We start from the raw sequence: 22,449 nt of genomic DNA on the forward strand, positions 1-22,449 counted from the left end.
CGCGCTCTCGATGGGTGAGCGCGGGACCACAGCTTTTAACCCATCAACCCATCGCACCCATTAGGAGCAGCAATGACCAAGCAGGTAGCAGCACCCAAGCCCAAGTTCCTCGTCGTTGAAAACACCCTCAAATGCCAAACCGAAAACGGCGAACTCTCCCTGCCGCTCTCGGTCAAGTTTGGAACCATCCGCAAGCTCATGGGCGGTGAGCAGAAGACCCAGTACGAAGAGTTCGAGTTCTTCATGTCGGAGATCTTCAGCGAAGCCGACAACAAAGCCTTGGATGAACTCGACGCTCCCGAGGCCGGCGAGATCCTCACGGAATACAGCGAGGCCCTTTCGAAGCGGTTCCAGGTGAGCATGGGAAAATCCGGTGGCTCGTCGGACTCCTCGGAGAGCACCGAGGAGCAATCGCCTACGACTTCCGAAAGCTAGGCACCTCCGTTGATGACATTGGCGAGGGCTTGCCCGTCTGGGAGGCAGTGGAGCTTGCCGAACAGATAGCCCTGGACATGGGCTCTCGCCTGTTCGCTGCGCTCGCCGGCTGGTCCTTCCCGATGACCCGCGGGGAAATGATGGCCACGGCCTCATTCACTCGGGAGTTCAACGCAAACCGGGACAAGGACACTCCGCCGTTCGTGCCCGACTGGCCATGGCCCACCGAGGCGCCAGTTGAAGAAGTCACCCCCGAGGAACGCGCCCGAGCTGAGGCGCAACTGAGGCAGTACAGCGCCTTCGGGCAAATCAGAACTAAATAAGGGGGCCTCTGGTGTCTGAAGTCGGGTCCGGTCAGGTAGCAATCTTCCCCACCTTTCGGGGGTTCCGGTCTTCAGTCAACTCAGAGGTTGCTGGCGCTGGACGCGAGGGCGGCAAAACGTTCAGCTCCGCGTTCAGCGCTGGCGCCGGTGACCCCGGCCAAGCGCTGGTCAAGAAGCTCAACGCGCAGATCGCATCCGGGGCCAAAGCTCTTTCCGCGGCCCGTCTCCAAGAGCAGGACGCCACAGGCAAGGTCCGCATAGCTGAAGCAGCGCTCAACGAGGCCCGGGCCAGGGGCGAGCAAGGTAGCGCCCGCGTTATCGCCGCAGAAGAGCGTCTGGCAACGGCCAAGCGGAAGCTGTCCGAGGCCAGCGGCAAAACCATCGCTGCATCGGACCAGCTGCGCCAGTCCCAGACGAAACTGGCAGAAGCCATGGACGCTGCCGGATCTTCCGGCGAGCAGGCCGCTGGACGCTTCGGCCGGGGCTGGCAGAGCATCAAGTCAAAGCTCTCCGGAGCGGCCAAGAGCGCCGTGGACGAAGAGGGCAACAAAGCCAAGGAAGCCGCCGACAAAGCTGGCCAGGATTCTGGCGGGCGATTCGGTAAGGGCTTCAAAGCCCTCGTTGGTCCCGCCATCGCACTGGCCAGTGCAGGCGTCTTTGGTGGCTTTGTTGCCGAGGCGGCCCGGGCCAGTGACGCTACGGACAAGTTCAAAGCCACGATGGACTTCGCGGGGCTGGATACCTCAGCCATTGACGCAGCGTCGAAGGCAGCGAAGGACTATGCGGATCAGACGGTCTTTGACCTGCCGACGATCCAGAACACCATCGCGCAGCTGGCATCCAACGGCGTCAGCGACTACACCGGCCTGACAAAGGCCGCGGGTAACCTCAACGCCGTTGCCGGCGGTAACGCTGACACCTTCAAGTCAGTGGCCATGGTCATGACCCAGACCGCCGGCGCGGGCAAGCTCACGACGGAGAACTGGAACCAGATGGCTGACGCCATCCCTGGTGCAGCTGGTCCGCTGATGCGCTCGCTCGAGGAGGCTGGCGCTTACACCGGCAACTTCCGCGACGCGATGGCTGCAGGTGAAATCACTTCCGAAGAGTTCAACGCCGCGCTGATGAAGCTCGGCAACGATCCGGTGGCCGTGGAGGCTGCAAAGTCCACCAAGACGTTTGAGGGTGCCATCGGCAACCTTCAGGCCACGATCAACTCGGGCCTGATGGGTGCCCTGGACAAGATGAAGCCCGGCATCACCGGGGCCATCAACCTCGTCTCCGGCGGACTCGGCAAGGCTTTTGAGTGGACCGGTAAGGCAGCTTCTGGCCTGATCGATGTCTTCGCGAACGGCGACTTCACCACGAACCTGCGTGAAGCGTTCAACGTCGAGGAAGATTCAGGCTTCGTCGGATTCCTGTTCAGCATTCGGGACGCAGCCAACGAGGTGGGCGGAGGCTTCCGGGCCTTCGGCGCTGCATGGAAAGCCGCAAACGGCGATGTAACGTCATCCGGCTTCCCCGGCTTCATGGAGCAGCTCGCCAACGCGCTCAAACCGGTGTTCGACGCCTTCAAGGCGCTCGCACCGACGGTGCTGGGGCTGTTCCAGTCCTTCTCACCAATCGGGCTGCTGTTCCAAGCTCTGCAACCGGTCCTTCCGGTTCTAGCCGCAGCAATAGGGCAGCTGGGCATGGCGCTCGCCGGGGTGTTGGGTTCGGCGCTGACAACGGTTCAGCCGCTGATTCAGACGCTGATCGGGGTTCTCAGCGGCGTGTTCATCGCGATCATGCCCAGCATCGTCAGCCTGATTTCGATGCTGGGTGACGCGTTCACCATGCTGTCTCCGGTTATCAGCATGGTTCTCGGTGCGGTGCTCCCGCTGATCACCACGCTGGTGTCTCAGCTCGCGCCGATCATCATCAACCTGGTCACTTCGATCATGCCTCCGCTGATCAGTATCTTCAGCATGGTCATCGCGGCGATTGCTCCGCTGATAACGCAGATCATGGATCTCCTGATTCCGGTGATTCAAGCTCTGATGCCTGTTGTGGTGACGGTCTTCGGCGTGATTGCTGACGTGATCAAAGCGGCGATGCAGATCGTGCAGGGAATCATCCAGGTGGTCACCGGGATTATCTCCGGGAACTGGTCGCAGGTCTGGTCCGGGATCCAGAATATCTTCGGCGGTATTTGGAACACCATCGTCGCGGTTGTCCGCGGAGCTATCCAGATCGTCGGTTCTGTCATCCAGGCGGGACTGAGTATCGTCGGCAACGTCGTCGGGTCGGTCCTGGGCAACATCGGTTCGTTCTTCGCCGACACGTGGCGGAACATCACCAGCGGCGTCTCCGGGTTCATCTCCGGATTCCTTGGGTTCTTCAACGATTTGCCCGGCAAGATCATGGGTGCACTCTCCGGCGCGAGCACGTGGTTGCTCGACGTCGGCAGGAACATCGTCCAAGGCCTCATCAACGGCGCCAAGGGAATGATCGACAACGCCGTGAGCGCGATCAAGGACGTTGGCGGGGCGATGCTCGATGGCGTCAAGGGCTTCCTTGGCATCAAGTCTCCGTCGCGGCGGTTCCGGTTTGAGGTTGGCCAGCAGGTTGGTGAGGGTGCCCGGCTGGGCATCTTGGACAAGGTGAAGTCGGTGGCCGAGGCTGCAAAGCGGCTGGTCACTATCCCAGACGTCACTGGCGTGGGTGGAGGCAGCGCCGCTTTCGGTACAGGGGCAGCTTCCGTCGGGGGCCAGACCAACCACATCACGATCAACGAAGTCACTGACCCTAACGGGACGTCGGCTGCCGTCGTTAGGCGCCTCGGCGCACTAGCACCATAGGAGGGGCCTGACATGCCTTACCCATCCCCGATCACCTACCCGTCCAGGTTGCTGTTCCCGGGAACAACGCTCCCGGAACTTCAGGGCAGGTCACCCATAGCTTTGGGTGACCTGCTCATGAACTGGGTAGACGAAGATGGCACGATATGGGCGGTGGAGAAGAACCCCGGCTGGCTGGGCTCTCCGGGTTCCACTGCTCAGTTCAACCAACGCGCCCGCGGCAACGGGACAACAACAACTGAGGGCTTCCTGACGGGCAAGGTGCTGCCCATGGAGGGCAAGATCCGCGCCCGGTCGCCTGAGGCCCTCTCCTTCGCACTCGATAGGCTCAACGCGGCCGTGAGCGTTGAGCCGTTCACTCTGCTGGTATCTGAGTCGGGCAGGGTACGCCACATGCAGGTGCAGCGTCAGGACGAGATCCTAACGGACACCCTCAAAGACGGATTCGCCGCCTCGTTTAGCATTCAGGTCTTCGGTAAGGACCCCCGAAAGTTCGGGGATCTCCTGTCCGAGTCCACGTTGCTGCCCTTCGCTCGTGGTGGCCGGAAATACCCTGCCACCTACCCCCTGGTCTACACAGGCGTTTCCAACACCGGCCGAGTTCGAATCCACAACCCGGGCAACACTCAAGCCCCGGTCTGGCTGCGCATCGACGGGCCAATCCCCGCCGGCGGCTGGACAGTAACCCACGTGGGCAAGAAACGAGCACTCACGTTCGCTTCGGCGCTGGCGCTCGCTTCGGGCGAGTTCGTGACCGTGGACATGGACCGACGCGAGGTTCTCGCGCAAGGCCAGTCGGCAAGGCAGGGGTACATCACTTCCCGCGGCTGGTTCTCTCTGGATCCAGGGGATAACGACATTGCATTCAGCGCGGCCAATTACTCGGCTACCGCGCAACTGACCATACTCACGAAACCGGCTTGGAGCTGAGATGACTATTACTTGCCAGCCTATGGACGCGGCGGAGGGCACCGACCTTCCGGCCTACTCGGCGTCGAACGAGCGTCAGGCGAACGCTGTCATGTACGGCGGCGGCTCTGGTTTGCCGTTGGCTGCCCGCTCTGGCTTTCGTCCAGGGACCGGCAATGTCCTGACGGCAACCTCCACCACGTGGACCCTGCAACCTTGCGCGATTGCGATCTCACCGAAAGCCACCACGGCTCAGGGGTCGTACCGATGGGCTACGGATGCAAACGCGTCCGGCGCTCTGGTGGCTGCGAATGCCACTCTGCCGCGGAAAGACATCGTTTACATTCAGGTGAACGATTCTTCTTCGGGCGATGGGTCCGGTGGCTTGAACGCTCCGGTGCTGTATTTGGCCGGCACGCCGTCAGCGACTCCGGAGGCGCCGGATCTTCCGGATCGAAGCTTCCTGGTGGGAACGATCAGCGTTCCCCAAGTCGGGGCGGGATCTCCGACCGTGGTTCGCAACCCGGCGGTGTTCGTTTCGGCTGGAGGCATCCAGCCGGTTTCGGGTCTGACGGAGCGCGGCGAGCTATCCGCGTATGACGGCCTGGTTGTACGGCGCATGGATCTCCCGGGACGGCCGCTCGATGTCCGTGACGCGACGGGGTGGCAGGACGAGACCCCCGCGCCGATCACGTTCGCTGCCGGAAGCCCTCCGGTGTACCGAAACGCCGGCACCTACTACGACCAGACCCTTGCCGACGCAGCCGTGACCCGCAACGGACGGCGCATATCGGGGCAGGGCGCGATCGCCAACAACGTACCTATCACGTTCAATGCGAACACCGAGTACATCATCGGCACTGTACCAGCGGGGTTCCGCCCCGCAACGAGGGCGCCCATTTTCCAAGTTGCCCCTGGTGGCTACGTCTGCACCATGTGGGTGACCACAGCCGGGCAAATCCGCGTCAGCTTCTTCGTGCCGGTGCCCTCACAGGACGTCGGCAAGATGCTGTGGCCGCTGGATGGCATCGGATGGAACGGCTGATGCCGGGCAGGAGGGGCTGACGTGTGGAGCCGACAGCGCTTATCACAGCAATTCTGGCGGTCTTCACGGCTGCCGGCGGAGGGGCTTGGAAGCTCATCGACCGCGCGGACAAGAAACGTCTGCGAAGGGAGGTGGCCGTGGAGGAACTCCTGAAAGAACGGGTCGCTTCTCTGGAGGCCGAGAACCTGACACTGAAGGAGGACAAGGTCCAGATGGCTTCTGACTTCGAGAAGCAGCGTCGCAAGGACAAGCGGTACACCTCGCGGGTCAAGGCTTCCGCCGGCAAGTGGCGGGAACAGCTCCTCGTGAACGACATCCAACCTGACCCGAACGACTGGCCAGTGGAGGACGACCATGACGACACTGAATGACCCCAAGCTGCTCGCGGCTGCGGAACTCTCGTCCAAGTCCAGGAAGTCCGATAAGCGCTGGAAGCTTGGCCTCGCGTTCACTGTCCTGTTGTTGGCGGCGGTCACCACCATAGCGATAGTCCTAGGCAGCAACAACGCACGCCTCGCCTCGGAAAACGCCGCCTTCGCAACCCAGCAGCAGGACGAAAAGAAGGCGATAGCCAAGGAAGCTGGCCAGGCACTCTGCGGATCAGGCGATCGGGAGATCTACGACCGGGACCTGTGCGAGAAATGGGCGGAGGCTGCCCAAGAGCCGAATGTGGTTCCTACAGCTCCCGCAGTGGTTGGCGGGCCATCCCAGCCTGATCTGGTCAACGCATTCCGCGAGTATTGCGCGGGAGGTAACTGCAAAGGCCAGGACGGTCAGCCGCCAACACCTGACGACGTCGCGGCCGCATTCGCGCGTTTCTGCTCGGACGGCCGTTGCACAGGGCCAGCTGGCAAAGACGCCATTGACGGGACGGACGGCAAGGATGGGGCAGATGGCGCCGATGCCCAGCCGCTGCCTCCGTCCCCGGAGATGGTGCTCGCGGCAGTCACGGAAGTGTGCTCCACCGGAGTATGCCGAGGCGCTGACGGCGCAACCGGCCCACCTCCCACCCCCGAAGCGATACTTGCTGCCGTCCAGCAGTTCTGCGCGTCCGACGCCTGCCGGGGCCCTGCCGGGGACACCGGTCAGAAGGGCGAGAAAGGTGACAAGGGAGATCCGCCTTCGTCGATCGTCATCGTCGATCCCAAGAGCGGGCAGACCCTGACCTGCACGCCTGATCCTCCAGGTTCCACGACATACACCTGTGCAGCTACTGCTACCCCGGAGGCTTCGCCAGCTCCACCAACCACCTAGGAGGCGTTATGGCATTCGAGCTTTCGCGGTTCCAGTTTTGGCTTACCTCAGTGTTGGGCGGCTACATCGACGCGGACGGCGCCTATGGTGCCCAATGCTGGGACCTGCATGCGCACTTCGCCAGGTTCTTTGGCCTGCCTGTCATCAACACCACAGGCGGCTCGGGCGTCTGGGCCGGTTACGCGGGCACCATGTACCGGGACTATCCCCAGACGGCAGCCATCGAGGCAGCTTACGAGCGTATTCCGGCGTCCCAGCCGGGCAAGGCGGGAGACACCGCTGTGTGGGGCGACTCGTTTTGGTACTACCCGAAAACGCACGTAGCTCAGGTTATTGAGGACGTCGGCTACGAGTACCTCCGGTGCGCCTCCCAGAACAGTTCCGAAGGCCGGTGGGACAACCCGTTCCCCGGCCAGTCGTCCGGACCAGTGCTAGATCAGTGGCTCCCCAAAAAGGGCCTCCTCGGATACCTGCGTCCCCGATCCGGCTTGGTGCTTCAGGGCGAGATCGTCACCGCACCGACGTACACGCTCGATGAGCAGTTCCTCCTCAACCTTGGCCTCACCCTCCCGTAAGGAGAAGCACGATGACTGATGATCGACCATCCCAGAAGATGAACAACCAGCAGAAGCAGGATTTCCCTGTTGATGCGATCCTGGTCGGCGGCCCGTCAATGGACGGCGGCAATTCTCTCCAGTTCCAGATCAAGCAGGCTCCGGTTGATGCTCTCTGGAACCCGCAGATCGACTGGGGTGAGTACCAAACGTCGGCCTATCAGCAGCTGGCCTACAACGCTCAGGGCATTGCCCAGGCCAACGCTTCGTTGGCTGCCCAGCATTCGCTCCTCAGGGCTCAGAACTCGCTGCTTCAGCAGCTCGTGGCGCAGCTCAGCCAGGGCGTCCCCGTAGTCATCGACTACGACCGCATAGCAGCTGACATCAAGGCCAACATGCCTGAATTTGAGCTGCCCTCATTCGAAATCATCCCCAAGACCAGCAAGGACTAAACATATGGAATCGCTCGACCCCCAAACACTGGCAGCGCTCGCCGCCCTCGGCCCTGTCGCTCTCTGGCTTCTCGCCGTGGGCTTCTTCAGCCCCCTGGTGATTGCCGTCATTCAGCAATCCCGTTGGTCGCCACGCAAGCAGTCCATCGTGGCTTTCCTTTTCTACGTGGTGGTGGCGGCTGTCACGGCCTACCTCAGCGGGATATTCAACACCGCGGGCCTGATCGTCGCCCTCCTCGTCATCTTCGTTACTGCGGGGAACAGCTACAAGCTCCTGTGGAAGCCGACGGGAGTTGCGCCTGCAATTCAGGCAGCAACACCGATCGGTTCGAACCAGGGCAAGCACGAAGCGTAGCTTCCAAACGTAGGGGGGTCCTCACTTGGCCATTTCTTGGGTTGCCGTGAACGCGAATGACGGCACGATCATTGCGGACCTCCCAACGCTGACCGTGGGCGGCGCTCTCAAGCAGACGCTGATGCGGTACGAGTCTCAGACGGCGAACCTGCCGATAGATGGGGCCCCTGAAAACTGGCGGCAGGCTACCCGCAAGGGTGCCGTGTTCTTGGTGGCCCTGTCTGAACCGGAGGAGAACGAGCCACGCGGCCTTCCGCTCTGGGGCGGCTTGATTATTCGTCGGACGCGGAAGGTCGGCAACGGGGTGGACCTCAGTCTGGTGACAGCTGAGGGCTACTTCGATCGGGTCTACGTCGAGGACGAGGCGTTCACGGCCACGGCACAGAACATCATCGTCAAGACCATGGCTGAGAAGTACGCCAAGACCACAACCACGAAGCGTGGCCTGCCGCTGCGCGTGCAGATCGTGGGAGGCAACGGCGTGCTGCGCGACAAGAACACCTGGAAGGACGCGGCCGACAAAACGCTGTACTCAGCCCTGACTGACTTCTCCGGACTCATCGGCGGCTCTGAATGGACTGTCGGCTGGGAATGGGTGGACGAACAGAAACTCGGACTGGTCCTTTACGTCGGTGACCGGATCGGTCGAACACCGCCGGCCGGCCTCGGCCCGGCTGCACAGTTCTACCTTCCCGGCTCCGTCACCGAAGCCGAGCTGGTGGAAGGCTTCGGAGCCGACGAGGGCGCCAACGACGTCATGGCCGTATCCACAGGCACGGAAGGTGCCCGCCCGCAGTCACCACACCAAAAGGTCACCACAGACCTCCGGCCACGCTTTGAATTCAGGTGGACCCCGGAGAGCGACATCAAAGACATCTCCACACTGACGCAACATGCTCAACGGGCGCTCGCAGCGATGAAAGACGGTTCCTTGGCCATGACGCTGACAGCCAACCGGAGCGAAGCCCCGAAGCTGGGACTGGATTGGTTCATTGGCGATGATGTGGGGTTCGACATCGAGGCCCCGGAGTTCCCTGACCGGCTGGTCGGGACGGCTCGCTGTGTCGGCTGGGAGCTGACTGACGAGACGATCACTCCGCTGATTGATGTCACTGCCGTGAGGGGGATCGACTAAATGGCTCAGCCAGGACTCCCGGGATCTCAGTTCCCGGGTGAGGATGCAATCAACCGCCGGATCCGGGAGCTGGAGCAGCGCATCCAGCAATTCAGTGCGGCGAACATTCTTGCAACAGCCGGCATCAACGCTGCAGCTGGTGGAGTGCTGGTCAACGGCTTCATGCAGTTCCGGCGCACTGACGAAACAGTAGGCGTGCAGGTTGATCCGGAGACAGGAACCTTCACGGTGTTCGATGACGCCGGTGCTGCGCCTGTAACGCGCTTCGGTGAGCTGCTGGAGACCGCACCGGGTGAGTACGGCGTGGAAGTGCTGGTTGGCTCCACATGGGTGCGCCTCGGTAACCAGGTCACCACCTGGGATGCCGTATCTGGGAAGCCGGCGACCTTCCCGCCGTCAGGCCACACCCATGCTGGGGCGGACATCACCTCGGCCGTAGCCAATGCAACCAACGCAGTGAACGCTACGAACGCGGCCACGGCCACCAACGCAACAAATGCCACGGAGGCCACGCACGCGGCCCAAGCCGACGGCTCGCAGTACGGGTGGACAAACAACGTAGCTGGTGGCACCTTCTACGCCCTCTGGGTGGGCAACGACGGCGGATACCACTTCGGTAGGAACGTCTCCTCCATCAAGTACAAGGAAAACGTCATCAACGCCGACGTGGACCCACTCAACGTCCTCCAGCTGCGTCCGGTCAGGTACGACCGGAAGGCAACCTACCGCTTCCCCCAGGACGCGGACGGCAACAGGCTCATAGGTCCCGAACAGCAATTCCTCGGCGCAAAGGGCGAATTCGGCCTCATTGCTGAAGAAGTCGAGGAATTCCTGCCCGAGATCGTCACCCGCTACGACGGGCAAGTGGACGGCGTCCGGTACGACCTGCTGGGCGTGGCACTCCTGCCCGTCGTCCAGGAACAACAAAAACAGATCGACAAGCTCACCGCGGCTGTCCGCGCTCTCGGAGGAGATATTTGATGGCACGCAGGACCTGGGCCAACGGCATCATCGGAAACACCCCGCTGAACGCGGCCCGGCTGAATGACTTGGAAGAGGACTTGGAAGCCGCGCTCATGCAGCTCGCGCGCTCGCCGGAAGCACTCTTCAGCGGCTCCGTTGTCGTGAACGGCGACGGAGCCCCAACCTCAGCCAACGTCGTCTGGCCTGACGGCTCCACCGGTGTTTACTCAGGCACGGCCTCGGTGTCATGGCCAGGCGCAGTGAATTCCTACATCATCACAAAAACGGGAATCCCAGTACTGAAATTCACCCAGCCCATGGTCACCCGTAACGAGGCCGGCGACATTACCACCCGCCCCGCAATCACAGTCACCGAGGAGTAGACCCATGGGAATTCTGGACTTTCACCGCGTGCCGGATAAGGCACTCCCTTCCCGCTTATCAGAAACGGAGCTGAGCGCCACTTTCGGTCGCAAGCTTGCAAGCTCCCCACTTTCGTACGGCGCGACGGCAGACGGTGTTACGGACGATGCCGGCGCGCTCGCAGCGACAATCGCAGCGACCAGCCCAGGTGGGACGATTGATCTGGGTGGACTTGCGTATGTAATTGCCTCCACTGTCACCATTGGAAAGCCGGTCCGATTTCAGAACGGGACTCTCTTGGCCGGGCCTCACCGGGCGCTCCTCATCAGTGCTGACGACATCGAGCTTCTGCGCCTGAACGTCTCACGGGCTGCCTTCGTTTCGTCATCTGACACCACGGCGGACAGGTCTTGTGTCGTTGTTCAAGCAAAGGGGTTCCGGTCCATTGACTGCAATTACAGCGGTGCCTACCAAGCTGGGCTGTACCTTGTGCACGGACAGGCGAACGGCGCCCTTATTCGCGGCGGCAAGTTCACAAACTCGCTTGCGCGACAGAACGCATCCGCGATCCTTGTCGCTGCGGGCGCTTCGAGCAACCTTGACATAACAGTCGATGACGTCACGGTGGACATGGCAGGCGGCGCCCCCGACGGCATCCTGTTCTACGACTCCAGCAACTGCACGGTGCAAGACTGCACCATCAAGAACCTCACGGCGTTGCCTGATCTAACCATGACGGGGTGGGCCCTCCAGAGCGGCAACGTCTATCGGGCAACAGACCGGACGGATGGCAGCACGCGCGTCATCCTCTGGAATGGTACGGAGATGACCGAAGACATCACCACTCCTACTAACCCGGCTGCTAATACTTGGGGCATCTCAGGTGGGTACATCTACCTGAACCTGAACGGCACAAACCCCACATCTGGCACTGTCATTAGCCGCATCGTCTCAGCATATGGAGTGCTGTTCTACGGCACAGCAAACGCCACCGTTGGTATGTGCGACAACCGTGTTGATGGAAACACCATCCAGGACGTAGACGGGTTCGGAATTTACCTGCAAATGGGCCGCGAGGATGCCAGGCGCAACAGCACCAGTGGCAATAAAATCATCAGGGCCTGCCGCAAGGGGAAGCAATCGAACAAACTGCCCTTTGCGGGGTTCGGTGTAATCGGCGGAAACGAATTCACTTTCCAGGGAGACACCATTGACACGGCGGGCACGGCGACAAATAAGGCCCCCGGCTTCAAAGTGAACCCGCCGAACTCAACCGGTACCTGCACTGGCACTGTCATTGGTATGACGATCACGAACGCAACTGAAAACGGATTCCTTCTCAACAGTGGCTCATGGTCCTACATCGGTTGCCGCGCTAACAACAACACTGGCCACGGCTTCTATACCTTTCCGGCCTCAAACTCGCAGGTTATTGATGCCGTGCTGCAAGGATGTGAAGCCATAGGCAACAGCGTCAATGGCATCACTGCAGAAACAAGCAGCTTCCCTGGCGCGACGTACCGGCTCTCAGTAGTCGGCGGGCTCGTGAGGGGTAACGGAAGTCGAGGGGTCCTGATTCGCGGTGGCCGTGATTGCTTTGTCGGCGGCGGAGTCCGGATCGGCCCGAATGGGGCTGGCCAGGCGCAAATCCAAGTTGACGGCGCCGCGCAGCGGACCACGCTCGGGGACTATGACATCATTGGCGGAACCTTGGGCATCGTCATTGATGAGACCGCCGTTGATACCCTGCTGAGGGGCGGCCAGATTGCCCCCACTGTGACGACACCGTTCCAGATCGCCGCACCTATCCGGGTGGGCGGCACCCCCGGATCAGGCAGCATCACCAACTGGATGGGAACCGGATCACCGGAAGGTGTCGTGACGGCTCGCGTTGGCTCCGACTACAAGCGGCTCGACGGCGGCGTCGGCACGGCCACCTACGTCAAGGAGACCGGCACCGGCAATACTGGCTGGGTAGCCAAGTAGTCCCAAGATGCTACCGACCGAGTTCCACGCTCTCCCTTGACTTGGTGAGCGTGGAACCGCGCTGGTCAATGTAGCGCCGACGTTCCTTGTTCTTGCTTAGGCTGCGATGTATGAGCAGCAGGAACCTTCTAGCCAGCTCCAAGGCGGCAAGATAGACGAGCATGCGTATGGCTGAACGCAGGTTGTACTGCACCATTTGCAGGGCAAAGAGTGCCGTGAGGCCGAGGAGCATGGCAGCGACCACTTGGGCGCCGCTTTGAACTTGGCGCCTCACGGCCAGCTCGACCCACGCCAGCGCAGCCCCAAGGGCCAGCGCGAAGACAGTAACAGGAATCCAGCCAACATTCGCCAGCTCGCCAATCCCTGCGGTTGGTGTGTAAGCGTTGAGTCGCATCTTATGGGCGATCTCATACCAGCCTGCGGAGTCTCCGCCAATTGGGTTCACTGAGATCCAGATATCTGTCATGTTCATATCGATTAGCCCGAACGCTGTGCGCCCGATGATAGCGAAGGACACGAGAACGTTATTTAGGGCACCCAGCCAGTCGGCGTCTAAGGGTGAGAGTGTCCGAAACATTTCCAGGTAGGGGAGAAGCCCATGCCCGGGTGCACCGCGAAACGCCAACGGGAGCGGCAGCAAGGCAGCAGTGAGAGCGGCAGCAATCACCAGGCCAATGCGGGTCTTCCTAGTGTTGCTTGCCACGAACACACCCAATGCGAAGAGTATCGGGATCAAGGCGAAGCGCCGCGACCCAAAGGATAGGAGCACTACCGCATAGGACACCAAGAGTGCGATTGCCAGCAGTCGCTTGGTGCCGCGGCTGGCACCGAATACGTAGCCGACAACCACAACGGCGGCGGTCGCCATAGGGGCACCGAGACTTACCGCGAAGCTTCCACGCTCACCGAGCAGGTAGTAGGACCGAGCGATTAGGTCATTGACTCCAACCGTGACAACGATGAAAAGGAGGGGAACGATGGTGGCAAAAACGATCAGAATTGACGGGTCTTTCGAGACCCATTCGAACTTCCGGAATTCCCGGATTTCATCGTTACGTTTTGCAGCTCCCTTGATGCACACATAGGACGCCGCGATGACAACCGTTGTCATTGAGGATATGAGTACGAGAGTGTTGAAGCTCTCTGCTTCAGACAGCATGATCGATATCCCGGCACCTCGGAAGCCAGCACTGGCGAGAAGGTCTCGCAGGAGATAGCCGCCAACACCAATGAACGTGAAGAACGCACCCACAATGAAAGTGGGCGAGAGGTAGGGTGCGTTCAACGCTCGCCTCGCCGCAAACAACGCCCCGATCGGCAACAGGATCAAAGCCAGAACGAGAGCGCCAGGCCCTATAGCAGCTAGAGCAGGGACCAGAAGGATGAGTAGACCCACGCTGACCATGAAGAAGATGACATCGGTGCGGTCAATGGCTCGCAGACTCTTCAAATTATGTCCCCCGAAAGATTTACGCTGACGATTCAGTTTAGATGTATCCCGCCGCTGCCATGGTTAGAGCTACTCTCGGGCTTCTTCAAGGTCCTTCCGCTGCAAGCGGTGGGCGCCGGCCGGTCGTTTGAAGGCATTTCGGTTCTCAAGCCAAATTCGCAAGTTTGTCGCAGGCTGCTCGACTAGGTACCAACTCGCCACTGCGGCCGCTACCGTTAGCACGATAGATGCAGCACCGAACGCGAAGTCGGGACGGGCTCCACCCATCCAGTTCACTATGAGGTAGTTCCAGAGATACGCGGCATACGATACGACACCGAGGCCCAATAGCGGCTTCAGATGACGGCTCGGCAGCTCATCCCATTTGGCGTACTCGAAGATCAGCCCAACAGACGCGATGGCTATAACTGGGCCGATTACGAGGTAGGTGAGAGGCATGTCCTTGCCATCGTGAATAAATCCAAGGACCAGCAGCGCCGCTAGTGCTACCGCGCCGACAAGGCCCCTACGGCAACGGCTCATCCATTCAATGATCCGACGCTCTTCGATCTTGGCCCAGCATCCGATGACCATCGCGGCCGCCCATGACGTCGGCAACGTGTAAACCTTGTGAACGTCAGGAGCGGTGAGGAAGATCGTGGCGGCACACAGGGCTAAGACCCCCACAAGCGAGACTACGAGGATTGTGCGAACTCGATTCTTACGGAAGGCAAACGCCAAGAGCGCCGGCCATACGATATAGAACTGCTCCTCAGTCGCGAGCGTCCATAGGTGTCGCATCGCCTCGCTTCCACGATCAAAGAAGCCGAGGTTCATCGTGTACGTCAGGCCGACAATAACCGTCCGCAATATCTCATCGCGCGAGCCCAGGACGTTCCAAACACTCTCCACTATCGCGAAGGCTATAAGCACAACAATGAGTGCCGGGATTAGCCGGAATGCTCGGTGAAGATAGAACCGTCCGTATCGGATGCGCCCCTGAGTTCGGAGGTCCTTCTGTAGCAGCCCTGTGATCAAGTAGCCACTGAGGGTGAAGAATATGACTACTCCGACGATCCCTGCGCTAGGGAACGCTGCGGGCCATGCGTGGCCAAGGAGAACCATGCCTACAGCAATTCCGCGGATCAGGTCCAGGCCCGGCTTGCGGTGCTTTCGGTCTGGAGCGCGGAAAAGGGCACGGAATGATCCAAACACGAAAGTCCCCCTAGTTGAGTGATGAAGCTTGCGCTCAGTCTACGGCGTGCCCCAAAAGCGTGACGATAGATCGATGGCTAGCGCTTCGGTAATAGAGCCCTACTAAGCGGAGCATGATGGTTGCATGACTGGGTATGACGCAGAAAAGTTTGAGGCCGACGCGCTAGCCGGCGATTGGCGTGCAGCCGTCGCCGTTCTTTCGAGGGCCAACCTTCGACCAGAGGTAGTGGCGGGGCTGATGACGCACGATGCTCACCTAGAGGTGGTGCTGGGCATCTTGGGCCGCCAGGACGTTACGTCGGAGCATCTGGCCTGGGCGGCCACATTCGACAACGCGCAGATTCTTGGACGGGTGTTATCAAACCCCAAAACGCCAACGCCGTTGATTAGGGAGATCCGGGACCGGGTGGCTGACCGGGAGCCTGACATTTGGGTGCACCTGCGGGAGTACGCGAACAGGGTGCTGGAGCGCATTGACCGAGAGTCAGGACTTCACGGTGGTAGTTGAGCTTTGCCGAGGCTAACGGAGCAGCCGGCTGGCCGTCCGAACCATAGAGCGTCGCCTTGTCTTGAGATGGGCTACTGTTGCGGGGCGGTACGCGACAGCCGCTTCTGTTTGGATGAGCCGATTGACCTCTTGCCAGTACCTGGTCGGGGTCATGCCAAAGCGATCCATGGCCGCCGAGTCGAGAGAGCCTGCATGTTTGAAGTGTTCGCCGGCCAAGTCGAGCATGGCCTTCTGCTGGTTAGTAAGCATTGGGAGAGTTTACGAGCTGGCACTGACAGCGAGGGACTAGGCTGCTCGCATGATCACCCACCCCACCCGGACTTCCCCTGGGCCTCGTCAGGTACCACCCGAAGCTCAGCCCCATATCGCGGCCGCAGGCAGAGTCCTTGCCGAGGCGACGGCTCGAATGAACAGAATGAGTCCTCGTGAGATTGCTGAGGCAGCATTCACCCCTGGTGGGCCATCACTTGACCAGCTGGAGAGACTTGCCGAGGCAAGGTTTCGCGGGGAGGCGGCACAAGGGATTTGAGGGCCTATTTGAGGGCCTATCTTCGGGCTGACCCGTTCCGAGAGGTGCCGTTAGGGGGGCCAAAAACCTCTAGATTCCAGGGTTTCGGCTGACCCGTTCCAACCCGATTTGTTGCCAGACCAGACTTTTAATCCGTGGGTCGTGGGTTCGATCCCCACAGGGCCCACCCTCCAAGACAGGCCGGAGACGTTGAGTCTCCGGCCTGTTTTTTTGTTTCCCTCGCTCCACGGATCCTGCTTCGGTACGAATCTCCCGCCGCACAACGGCGGGGTCAGCAAACAAGGGTGAGTGTGGGTGTGCTGAAAGTCAGAGTTTCGCACGCCGGGCAATGATGGCGGCATGTGGGCGGGCTCCGGGGTCGACGCGGGAGTGGGTGCTGACAACTGTGAATCCGGCCGTCCGAAGCCGAGCCGAGATCTCCTCCACAGGCCAGAAGTAAGCCGGAGTCACCGCATGAGGGAAAGCCTCAAGGGCGGGGCCCTCGAAGAAACCGAGCAGAAGGCTCCCGCCGGGCTTGATGCACCGGGAGAACTCGTCCAGAACCGCTTCGATGGCATCAGGGGGAGTGTGAATCACCGAGTACCAGGCGAGGATCCCTGCTAGTGACCGACCCGCCGTCGGCAATCTTTCAATTGATCCGACAGAGAACTGAGCGTCCGGGTAATGCTGCCTGGCAGTTTTGATGAACGTCTGGACCAAGTCCACGCCCTCGACGGACACTCCGGCGGAGTGCAGGAAATCCGTCCAGTGTCCGGGTCCGCAGCCGGCGTCGATGACCTTGCCGGAAAGGCCCCGTGCCCACGCGAGAATCAGCTGCTGATCGGCCGGATGCGTGCAGCTGATCGATCCGAACAGCGAGGTGTACTCGGCTGCGCGGGCGGAATAGGCGGCTGCAACGTTCCCGGATGACATGGGACTCAGCCTACGTGGCGCCCAGACCCGCACTCATGTGAATCTCCCGCCGCACAACGGTGTGCCCGGCAAACTAGAGCGGGCTTGGGAGAGCCGGGTGAAGAAAACCCTTGACTCACACCCCTCGGCACAGTCAGCATAGTTTCTATAACGTTGTAGAAAACGGCAAAGCAGCAACCCAGCAGATAAGGACTCACCCTTTGGGAAATCAAGAGAACCCCACGGCCAAAATCACCCTTGACCCCGCGTTCGTGGTCGGCCCCGTCAGGAGGAAGACTTTCGGCGCTTTCGTGGAGCACCTGGGCCGCTGCGTCTACACGGGCATCTTCGAGCCCGAGCACCCCAAAGCCGATGAGGACGGGTTCCGCACCGACGTCCTGGAGCTCACCAAGGAACTGGGTGTCTCCACGGTCCGGTATCCGGGCGGCAACTTCGTCTCGGGCTATCGCTGGGAAGACGGAGTTGGGCCCAAGGAAGACCGCCCCACACGGCTCGACCTCGCCTGGCACTCCAGCGACCCGAACCTGGTGGGCGTGGACGAGTTCGCCAAGTGGTCCGAGAAGGCCGGCGTCGAGCCCATGATGGCCGTCAACCTGGGCACTCGAGGAACCCAGGAAGCTTTGGATCTGCTGGAATATTCCAACATCAAGGGTGGAACGGCCCTGTCCGAACAGCGCAAGGCGAATGGCGCCGTCGAGCCCCATAACATCAAAATGTGGTGCCTCGGAAACGAAATGGACGGCTTCTGGCAGATCGGCCATAAGAAGGCGGGCGAGTACGCGCGGGTTGCCGCCGAAACGGCGCGGGCAATGCGCATGGTCAACCCGGATCTTGAACTGGTTGCCTGCGGAAGCTCGGCACCCACCATGCCGACGTTTGGTGAATGGGAGCGTGTGGTCCTCAGCGAGACCTATGAACTGGTGGACCTGATCTCGGCGCACCAGTACTTCGAGGACTTCGGAGACCTGCAGGAGCATCTCTCCGCCGGGCACCGCATGGAAGCCTTCATCAAGGACCTCGTGTCCCACATCGACCACGTGAAATCGGCAACGAAATCCGCAAAGCAGGTCAACATTTCCTTCGATGAATGGAATGTCTGGCACATGTCCCGCGACGAGTCCAAGGCCCCCACCGGGGACGACTGGCCTGTCGCCCCCGTGCTGCTCGAGGACCGCTACACGGTGGCGGACGCCGTGGTGGTGGGCGACCTCCTCATCACCTTGCTGCGCAACACGGACCGCGTCCACTCCGCGAGCCTCGCGCAGTTGGTCAACGTGATCGCGCCGATCATGACTGAGCCAGGCGGCCGCGCCTGGAAGCAGACCACCTTCCACCCGTTCGCGCTCACCTCGCAGCACGCCTCGGGCACGGTACTGAATCTCGCCGTCGAATCCCCACAGCTTTCCAGCGAAAAGACGTCCGGATTCACGTCGCTGTCAGCCGTGGCAACCTATGACGCCGAAGCCAACGAGGCCGTGGTGTTCGCTGTGAACCGCGCTGCCGCCGAGGTGCTGATGTTGGATGCCGCGGTCGGAAGTCTCAACGCAAGCAAAGTCATCGAGGCTGTTACCTACACGAATAAAGACCCGTACTGGCAGGCGACGGCTGACGATTCGACGTCGGTCCTGCCGTCCGAAAACGTCAGTGTAAAGCTCGACGGCGGCCGCCTCACCGCCGAGCTTCCGGCCGTGAGCTGGAGCATGATCCGGCTGGCCCTCAACTCCTAGGCAATAGCCTGTGAGCCGTCGCGGAAGATGGGGTACGCCGAGATCGGCGTGACCGTGGCCGTCGGGGTGGGCTCCGGTGCCTGCGTTGCAGGTGCCGGGGCCGGCTCGTCGCCAGTCACGATTTCCATTGACTCCATGTCCAGCAGGCGGCGGCTGCCGGTTTCGTCCTGGAGCCAAAAAAGGTCGGTGCCGGCCACTGTTTTCACTACGGTGCCCCGATGATAAAGGCGGCCGTTGTGCCACGCCTCGATGAACTCGCCCGGCTTCAGCGCATGTGGTTCATCCTGGCTTCCGGGCAAAGTGCCGAACGCCTGCGCCAGGCTTGCCTGTGTCTTCAGTGCCTGGAAAAGATCCCTGTTTACAATGCTCATGTCTGCACCCCTCAGCTGGCTGCGCGTCGTCTATGGGACCCAGCTTTGCGCATGTTTGTTGCGGGCGCGTTGCAGGAAAATGAGCGGGGTGTGACAGTTACGAGGAAGCGGGGCCGTCCTCCGTGGAATCGGTTTCCCGCGGAGCGTCGAGGGGGAATTCATCGGAGTACGGCGCGTGGGGTCCGGGACCGCTGTTGGACAGTTCGTTAGCAGCCATGGCTAGGAGGTCGCGTTCCAGCTCGGGGAGGGAGAGCATTCCCTGCAAGTAAGCTTCAACCTCGTACTCGCCCACCGATCCGCCGATGCTGAAGTACTGCAGCCATAAAGTGCCTGTGGTGATCCCCGCGCCTGAAAGTGCCGCATGGAGTCGGCGGCGTTGCTCGGGTTCGTTGTTATCGAAGCCCATAGTCCTGCGGCCCTAGTTCCGGTCTGCCGGGATCCCGGCTACGAGCTCCGCACTGACTTCCTGGAGGCTCTGGCTCTGGTTACGAGCCTGCAGTATCAGTTGTTGGAGAGCCCGTTCATGAGTAGTTTTGTGGCGTTCCATGAGGATTCCGCAAGCCCGATTGACCAGGTCGCGGCTGTTCAAGGCCACTTGGAGACCCTCGCTGATGCGCTTGGGTGTCTCGGTGCTCTGGATGTGGGCTAGAAGCGTAGCGGCGGGGGAAGCATAGAGCTCCATCAACGAAACAGCGGCGGCGTCAAACACGGAAGGTTCGGAAGCATAAATTTTGATGGCACCGATGCTGTGTCCGTTGGCCATGAGGGGGGCGCTGATGACTGACCTGATGGGCAAAGTGCTGACGGAGGCGCTCCATTCGGGCCAACGGGGGTCTGTGCGGACGTCATCGAGAAGAACCGTCTCCTCAGACGCCCAGGCAGTGAGGCAAGGACCTTGGCCGAGTTCGTACTGCAGATGGTCGGCTTGCTCCACGATGCTGTCCGTGAAACCTGTGCTGGTTCTGCGGGCTTGGGAATCGAGGATGGAAACCCCTGCGCCAATAGTCCCCGGTACGGATTCCTTGATGGCCTGTGAAAGGTTCTGAACTGCGTGATCCACCTTTTCCTCGGTGAGGAGAAGGCCCAGTATCCTGCCGATGGCACCGGAGAGTTCATCCAGAGGAAGTTGCTTCTTCGTCATGGTCTTCTCCCGGCCGTTCATGTCGGCAAGCCGACACGTAAATTCTGTGAATTGCTGGATTTCGTGTTGCAATTCCAGCCTAGTGCTTTTGGAACCTCATGCCCCAACCGAGTGGCCCAATTTCTACTCCTCAAATGCGGTGGTGATATTCCGGTCTCCCGCAACATGGCTGATGACGTTCTCCGCTACAGTGCGAAGCTTGATGTTGCGGTGGCTGGAAGCGCTGACCAGAATCTGAAATGCGGCATCGCGGCTGCAGCGGTTCTGTGCCATAACGATTCCGACGGCGGTATCGATCGCCGTGCGTGAGTCCAAGGCGGCTGCGAGGTTCTCCCGGGCATCCCGCAGCTGGGCAATTTTCAGGGCTAAGTACAGCGCTTTCGCTCCCGTTGCTGTGATCCTCTCAGCAGCGGCGATGTCCTCCTGGGAGAAGCCGTGGGGACGCGTTGAGTAAAGGTTTACCACGGCTTCTGCGGTGCTGTTCAATTCCATCGGCAAGGCGAGAATTGAGCCTACGTCCGTGCAGACGGCGGCCTTCATATAGTCCGCCCATCGGGTTTCCTCACGGACATTCGGGACGTGCGTGATGGTGCGTGTGCGGAGGGCGGTGAGGCAGGGGCCGTCTCCAAAGCTGTTCTGGATGTCGTCCAGTCTGCGGGCCAGGGGATCGCTGTCCGCCACGGCTACAGGCTTCTTCTGACGAATAACAGTTACGCCGCAAGCGATGGTGTTGCCATTCCGGCTGAGTCTTCCGGCAGTCATGTCGACAAGATCCTGGAGGAATTCCCGAATGTCGGCATTCTCCACGAGTAGCTCCTGAAGGTGCACCAGAAAGTCCGTCAGATCTACGTGGTCCTCGTCAGGGGCCGGGACGGGAATCTGTTCCGAGGGCTGGGTTTCAGTCAATGCGTGTTTCCTTACTACTGCCCAGCCGGTTCCGTCCGACCGTTGGAGCTGAGCTCCTTCAAGGCAGTGTCTACGAGTTGCATCTGACCGGGGGTTAGGGTCAGAAGTTCGTTAAGGTAGGCCTCCAAAGCCAATTCGTCGGCGTTTCCTCCAATCCCGAAATAGTAGGTCCACAATCTATCAAGGCTGATATTTCCCACCTGGAATCTGCAAGACGCCCGCAGACGTTGATCAAATTCTCCATGGTTTCCCGGCACATCCCAGGGTTCAGGGTTCATGAAATCTACCGGCCCTCCTGATCCATGTAGCCGGCACGGTCCAGGATGTCTCCGGCTATTTCATGGAGCCGTTTATTGCTGTTGCGTGAGGCCACTTGTATAAGCCGGAGCGCTGACTCCCGGTTGCAGTGGTTCTGCATCATGATCAGGGCGATTGCAGCATCCACGATGGCGCGGGATTTGAAAGCGGACCTGAGATGTTCAGGATAGGGGTCTTCGGCGTGCAGGCGAAGGGCCAGCCGCAGAATCCTTGACAATGATTCGGCATGGCTTTCAACCCGTGCAACCGTGTCAGGCCCAAACGTTCCCAGCTCTGTGGAGTAGCAGTTCAGCGCACACTTCGACCCGTCATCGGTTGGGATCGGCACTGCCAGCACAGAACGGATGCCCTCATCCGAGATTTCCCTTGCATAGTGCTGCCAGGACTCATCGGTCTGAAGGTCCGGAATCAACACCGTGCGCTGCTGCCGGAGGGCCGTAAGGCAAGGGCCGTCGTCGAACTCGTATTGTTTTTCATCCAGGCGTCGGGCAGCGTCATTGCTGCTCGCAACTGTGGATGGGCCGCCCTCACGCTCCACCGTGATGGCGCACAACATGGGCGAGTCACCCCCAAGAAGGGACGCCGAAATGGTTGCCAATCCAAGAAGAAATTCGGTGAACCCCGGGCTTTCCAAAAGCAGGTCCTGCAGCTGTTCGGCTGTGGGCACTGCGTCACTCTGGGCCATGCGGCCTCAATTCCAGCATCACCGGAGTCCACGCATCTCCGGCTGGGCGGCAGTGCGCTCGTGTTCGCGCAAAGCCCGGATATTCGACTCCGGA

General features: G+C 60.7%; 25 protein-coding genes. 16 read left to right on the forward strand and 9 right to left on the reverse strand.

Annotated elements, in window-relative coordinates; genetic code table 11:
• Positions 1-72: 72 nt before the first annotated feature.
• Genes ACNAOT_RS01150 through ACNAOT_RS01215 form a run of 14 tightly spaced genes read left to right on the forward strand, consistent with a single transcriptional unit; the run spans position 73 to position 12,614 of the window.
• Positions 73-435 (forward strand): hypothetical protein, encoded by a 363-nt coding sequence (locus tag ACNAOT_RS01150; RefSeq protein ID WP_420179688.1) that lies wholly within the window; start codon positions 73-75, stop codon positions 433-435.
• A 29-nt stretch (positions 436-464) separates the two neighbouring features.
• Complete coding sequence (locus ACNAOT_RS01155) at positions 465-758, forward strand: hypothetical protein (RefSeq protein WP_420179689.1); 294 nt, start codon at positions 465-467, stop codon at positions 756-758.
• 11 nt (positions 759-769) lie between these two features.
• The gene (locus ACNAOT_RS01160) at positions 770-3,598 is read left to right on the forward strand and encodes a tape measure protein (RefSeq protein ID WP_420179690.1); all 2,829 of its coding nucleotides are present in this window, start codon (positions 770-772) and stop codon (positions 3,596-3,598) included.
• Between the two features lie 12 nt (positions 3,599-3,610).
• Positions 3,611-4,528, forward strand: a complete 918-nt coding sequence (locus tag ACNAOT_RS01165) for a phage distal tail protein (protein ID WP_420179691.1) — start codon at positions 3,611-3,613, stop codon at positions 4,526-4,528.
• Position 4,529: 1 nt separating this feature from the next.
• Positions 4,530-5,552, forward strand: a complete 1,023-nt coding sequence (locus tag ACNAOT_RS01170) for a hypothetical protein (protein WP_420179692.1) — start codon at positions 4,530-4,532, stop codon at positions 5,550-5,552.
• A gap of 23 nt (positions 5,553-5,575) precedes the next feature.
• Complete coding sequence (locus ACNAOT_RS01175; protein ID WP_420179693.1) at positions 5,576-5,923, forward strand: hypothetical protein; 348 nt, start codon at positions 5,576-5,578, stop codon at positions 5,921-5,923.
• Positions 5,907-6,806, forward strand: a complete 900-nt coding sequence (locus tag ACNAOT_RS01180) for a hypothetical protein (RefSeq protein WP_420179694.1) — start codon at positions 5,907-5,909, stop codon at positions 6,804-6,806. Before ACNAOT_RS01175 ends, ACNAOT_RS01180 begins: the two co-directional genes overlap by 17 nt.
• Positions 6,807-6,814: 8 nt before the next feature.
• Positions 6,815-7,381: a hypothetical protein gene (locus ACNAOT_RS01185; protein ID WP_420179695.1), complete on the forward strand. Its 567-nt coding sequence runs from the start codon at positions 6,815-6,817 to the stop codon at positions 7,379-7,381.
• A gap of 11 nt (positions 7,382-7,392) precedes the next feature.
• Positions 7,393-7,812, forward strand: a complete 420-nt coding sequence (locus ACNAOT_RS01190; RefSeq protein WP_420179696.1) for a hypothetical protein — start codon at positions 7,393-7,395, stop codon at positions 7,810-7,812.
• 4 nt (positions 7,813-7,816) lie between these two features.
• Positions 7,817-8,167, forward strand: a complete 351-nt coding sequence (locus ACNAOT_RS01195) for a hypothetical protein (RefSeq protein ID WP_420179697.1) — start codon at positions 7,817-7,819, stop codon at positions 8,165-8,167.
• 25 nt (positions 8,168-8,192) lie between these two features.
• The gene (locus ACNAOT_RS01200; protein WP_420179698.1) at positions 8,193-9,302 is read left to right on the forward strand and encodes a hypothetical protein; all 1,110 of its coding nucleotides are present in this window, start codon (positions 8,193-8,195) and stop codon (positions 9,300-9,302) included.
• On the forward strand, positions 9,303-10,283 hold the full coding sequence (locus ACNAOT_RS01205; protein ID WP_420179699.1) for a tail fiber domain-containing protein: 981 nt from the start codon (positions 9,303-9,305) through the stop codon (positions 10,281-10,283).
• Positions 10,283-10,648 carry a hypothetical protein gene (locus ACNAOT_RS01210; RefSeq protein WP_420179700.1) on the forward strand — a complete coding sequence of 122 codons (366 nt, stop codon included), beginning with the start codon at positions 10,283-10,285 and terminating at the stop codon, positions 10,646-10,648. The genes ACNAOT_RS01205 and ACNAOT_RS01210 overlap by 1 nt, the downstream gene beginning before the upstream one ends.
• A 4-nt stretch (positions 10,649-10,652) precedes the next feature.
• The gene (locus tag ACNAOT_RS01215; RefSeq protein ID WP_420179702.1) at positions 10,653-12,614 is read left to right on the forward strand and encodes a right-handed parallel beta-helix repeat-containing protein; all 1,962 of its coding nucleotides are present in this window, start codon (positions 10,653-10,655) and stop codon (positions 12,612-12,614) included.
• Between the two features lie 10 nt (positions 12,615-12,624).
• On the opposite strand, the gene ACNAOT_RS01220 is transcribed toward ACNAOT_RS01215, so the two are convergent.
• Positions 12,625-14,064: a hypothetical protein gene (locus ACNAOT_RS01220; protein ID WP_420179703.1), complete on the reverse strand. Its 1,440-nt coding sequence runs from the start codon at positions 14,062-14,064 to the stop codon at positions 12,625-12,627.
• A 69-nt stretch (positions 14,065-14,133) separates the two neighbouring features.
• Positions 14,134-15,258 (reverse strand): acyltransferase family protein, encoded by a 1,125-nt coding sequence (locus ACNAOT_RS01225; protein WP_420179704.1) that lies wholly within the window; start codon positions 15,256-15,258, stop codon positions 14,134-14,136.
• Positions 15,259-15,382: 124 nt separating this feature from the next.
• On the opposite strand from ACNAOT_RS01225, the gene ACNAOT_RS01230 reads away from it, so the two are divergent.
• Positions 15,383-15,766, forward strand: a complete 384-nt coding sequence (locus ACNAOT_RS01230; RefSeq protein ID WP_420179705.1) for a hypothetical protein — start codon at positions 15,383-15,385, stop codon at positions 15,764-15,766.
• Between the two features lie 12 nt (positions 15,767-15,778).
• On the opposite strand, the gene ACNAOT_RS01235 is transcribed toward ACNAOT_RS01230, so the two are convergent.
• Both ACNAOT_RS01235 and ACNAOT_RS01240 read right to left on the reverse strand, forming a co-directional pair.
• Positions 15,779-16,015 (reverse strand): DUF3263 domain-containing protein, encoded by a 237-nt coding sequence (locus ACNAOT_RS01235; protein ID WP_420179706.1) that lies wholly within the window; start codon positions 16,013-16,015, stop codon positions 15,779-15,781.
• 586 nt (positions 16,016-16,601) lie between these two features.
• A complete protein-coding gene (locus ACNAOT_RS01240) occupies positions 16,602-17,207 on the reverse strand; it encodes a class I SAM-dependent methyltransferase (RefSeq protein ID WP_420179707.1) in 606 nt (201 codons plus the stop codon).
• A 200-nt stretch (positions 17,208-17,407) separates the two neighbouring features.
• Between ACNAOT_RS01240 and ACNAOT_RS01245 the strand changes: the two genes are divergently transcribed.
• Positions 17,408-18,934 (forward strand): alpha-N-arabinofuranosidase, encoded by a 1,527-nt coding sequence (locus ACNAOT_RS01245; protein WP_420179708.1) that lies wholly within the window; start codon positions 17,408-17,410, stop codon positions 18,932-18,934.
• Here ACNAOT_RS01245 and ACNAOT_RS01250 read toward each other — a convergent pair.
• The 5 genes from ACNAOT_RS01250 to ACNAOT_RS01270 all read right to left on the reverse strand — a co-directional run bounded on the left by ACNAOT_RS01250 (position 18,931) and on the right by ACNAOT_RS01270 (position 22,355).
• Positions 18,931-19,305, reverse strand: coding sequence for a hypothetical protein (locus tag ACNAOT_RS01250; protein WP_364307183.1), 375 nt, complete (start codon positions 19,303-19,305; stop codon positions 18,931-18,933). The genes ACNAOT_RS01245 and ACNAOT_RS01250 overlap by 4 nt on opposite strands.
• Before the next feature lie 97 nt (positions 19,306-19,402).
• A complete protein-coding gene (locus tag ACNAOT_RS01255; protein WP_420179709.1) occupies positions 19,403-19,711 on the reverse strand; it encodes a hypothetical protein in 309 nt (102 codons plus the stop codon).
• Positions 19,712-19,723: 12 nt separating this feature from the next.
• Positions 19,724-20,446, reverse strand: coding sequence for a GAF and ANTAR domain-containing protein (locus tag ACNAOT_RS01260; protein ID WP_420179710.1), 723 nt, complete (start codon positions 20,444-20,446; stop codon positions 19,724-19,726).
• A gap of 123 nt (positions 20,447-20,569) precedes the next feature.
• A complete protein-coding gene (locus ACNAOT_RS01265; protein WP_420179711.1) occupies positions 20,570-21,352 on the reverse strand; it encodes a GAF and ANTAR domain-containing protein in 783 nt (260 codons plus the stop codon).
• A 283-nt stretch (positions 21,353-21,635) separates the two neighbouring features.
• Entirely contained in the window at positions 21,636-22,355 is a 720-nt protein-coding gene (locus tag ACNAOT_RS01270) for a GAF and ANTAR domain-containing protein (protein WP_420179712.1), read from the reverse strand.
• Between the last annotated feature and the right edge of the window lie 94 nt (positions 22,356-22,449).

Origin of the sequence: Paenarthrobacter sp. TA1.8 (assembly GCF_048595705.1) — a bacterium.
Lineage (GTDB): Bacteria > Actinomycetota > Actinomycetes > Actinomycetales > Micrococcaceae > Arthrobacter > Arthrobacter nitroguajacolicus.

Bases quoted from the DNA above. Each gene is read 5' to 3' on its own strand.
- ACNAOT_RS01190 (WP_420179696.1), top strand. From the start codon at position 7,393: ATGACTGATGATCGACCATCCCAGAAGATGAACAACCAGCAGAAGCAG.
- ACNAOT_RS01205 (WP_420179699.1), top strand. From the start codon at position 9,303: ATGGCTCAGCCAGGACTCCCGGGATCTCAGTTCCCGGGTGAGGATGCA.
- ACNAOT_RS01240 (WP_420179707.1), bottom strand. From the start codon at position 17,207: ATGTCATCCGGGAACGTTGCAGCCGCCTATTCCGCCCGCGCAGCCGAG.
- ACNAOT_RS01185 (WP_420179695.1), top strand. From the start codon at position 6,815: ATGGCATTCGAGCTTTCGCGGTTCCAGTTTTGGCTTACCTCAGTGTTG.
- ACNAOT_RS01260 (WP_420179710.1), bottom strand. From the start codon at position 20,446: ATGACGAAGAAGCAACTTCCTCTGGATGAACTCTCCGGTGCCATCGGC.
- ACNAOT_RS01195 (WP_420179697.1), top strand. From the start codon at position 7,817: ATGGAATCGCTCGACCCCCAAACACTGGCAGCGCTCGCCGCCCTCGGC.
- ACNAOT_RS01235 (WP_420179706.1), bottom strand. From the start codon at position 16,015: ATGCTTACTAACCAGCAGAAGGCCATGCTCGACTTGGCCGGCGAACAC.
- ACNAOT_RS01210 (WP_420179700.1), top strand. From the start codon at position 10,283: ATGGCACGCAGGACCTGGGCCAACGGCATCATCGGAAACACCCCGCTG.
- ACNAOT_RS01230 (WP_420179705.1), top strand. From the start codon at position 15,383: ATGACTGGGTATGACGCAGAAAAGTTTGAGGCCGACGCGCTAGCCGGC.
- ACNAOT_RS01215 (WP_420179702.1), top strand. From the start codon at position 10,653: ATGGGAATTCTGGACTTTCACCGCGTGCCGGATAAGGCACTCCCTTCC.
- ACNAOT_RS01180 (WP_420179694.1), top strand. From the start codon at position 5,907: ATGACGACACTGAATGACCCCAAGCTGCTCGCGGCTGCGGAACTCTCG.
- ACNAOT_RS01255 (WP_420179709.1), bottom strand. From the start codon at position 19,711: ATGGGCTTCGATAACAACGAACCCGAGCAACGCCGCCGACTCCATGCG.
- ACNAOT_RS01150 (WP_420179688.1), top strand. From the start codon at position 73: ATGACCAAGCAGGTAGCAGCACCCAAGCCCAAGTTCCTCGTCGTTGAA.
- ACNAOT_RS01170 (WP_420179692.1), top strand. From the start codon at position 4,530: ATGACTATTACTTGCCAGCCTATGGACGCGGCGGAGGGCACCGACCTT.
- ACNAOT_RS01250 (WP_364307183.1), bottom strand. From the start codon at position 19,305: ATGAGCATTGTAAACAGGGATCTTTTCCAGGCACTGAAGACACAGGCA.
- ACNAOT_RS01165 (WP_420179691.1), top strand. From the start codon at position 3,611: ATGCCTTACCCATCCCCGATCACCTACCCGTCCAGGTTGCTGTTCCCG.
- ACNAOT_RS01270 (WP_420179712.1), bottom strand. From the start codon at position 22,355: ATGGCCCAGAGTGACGCAGTGCCCACAGCCGAACAGCTGCAGGACCTG.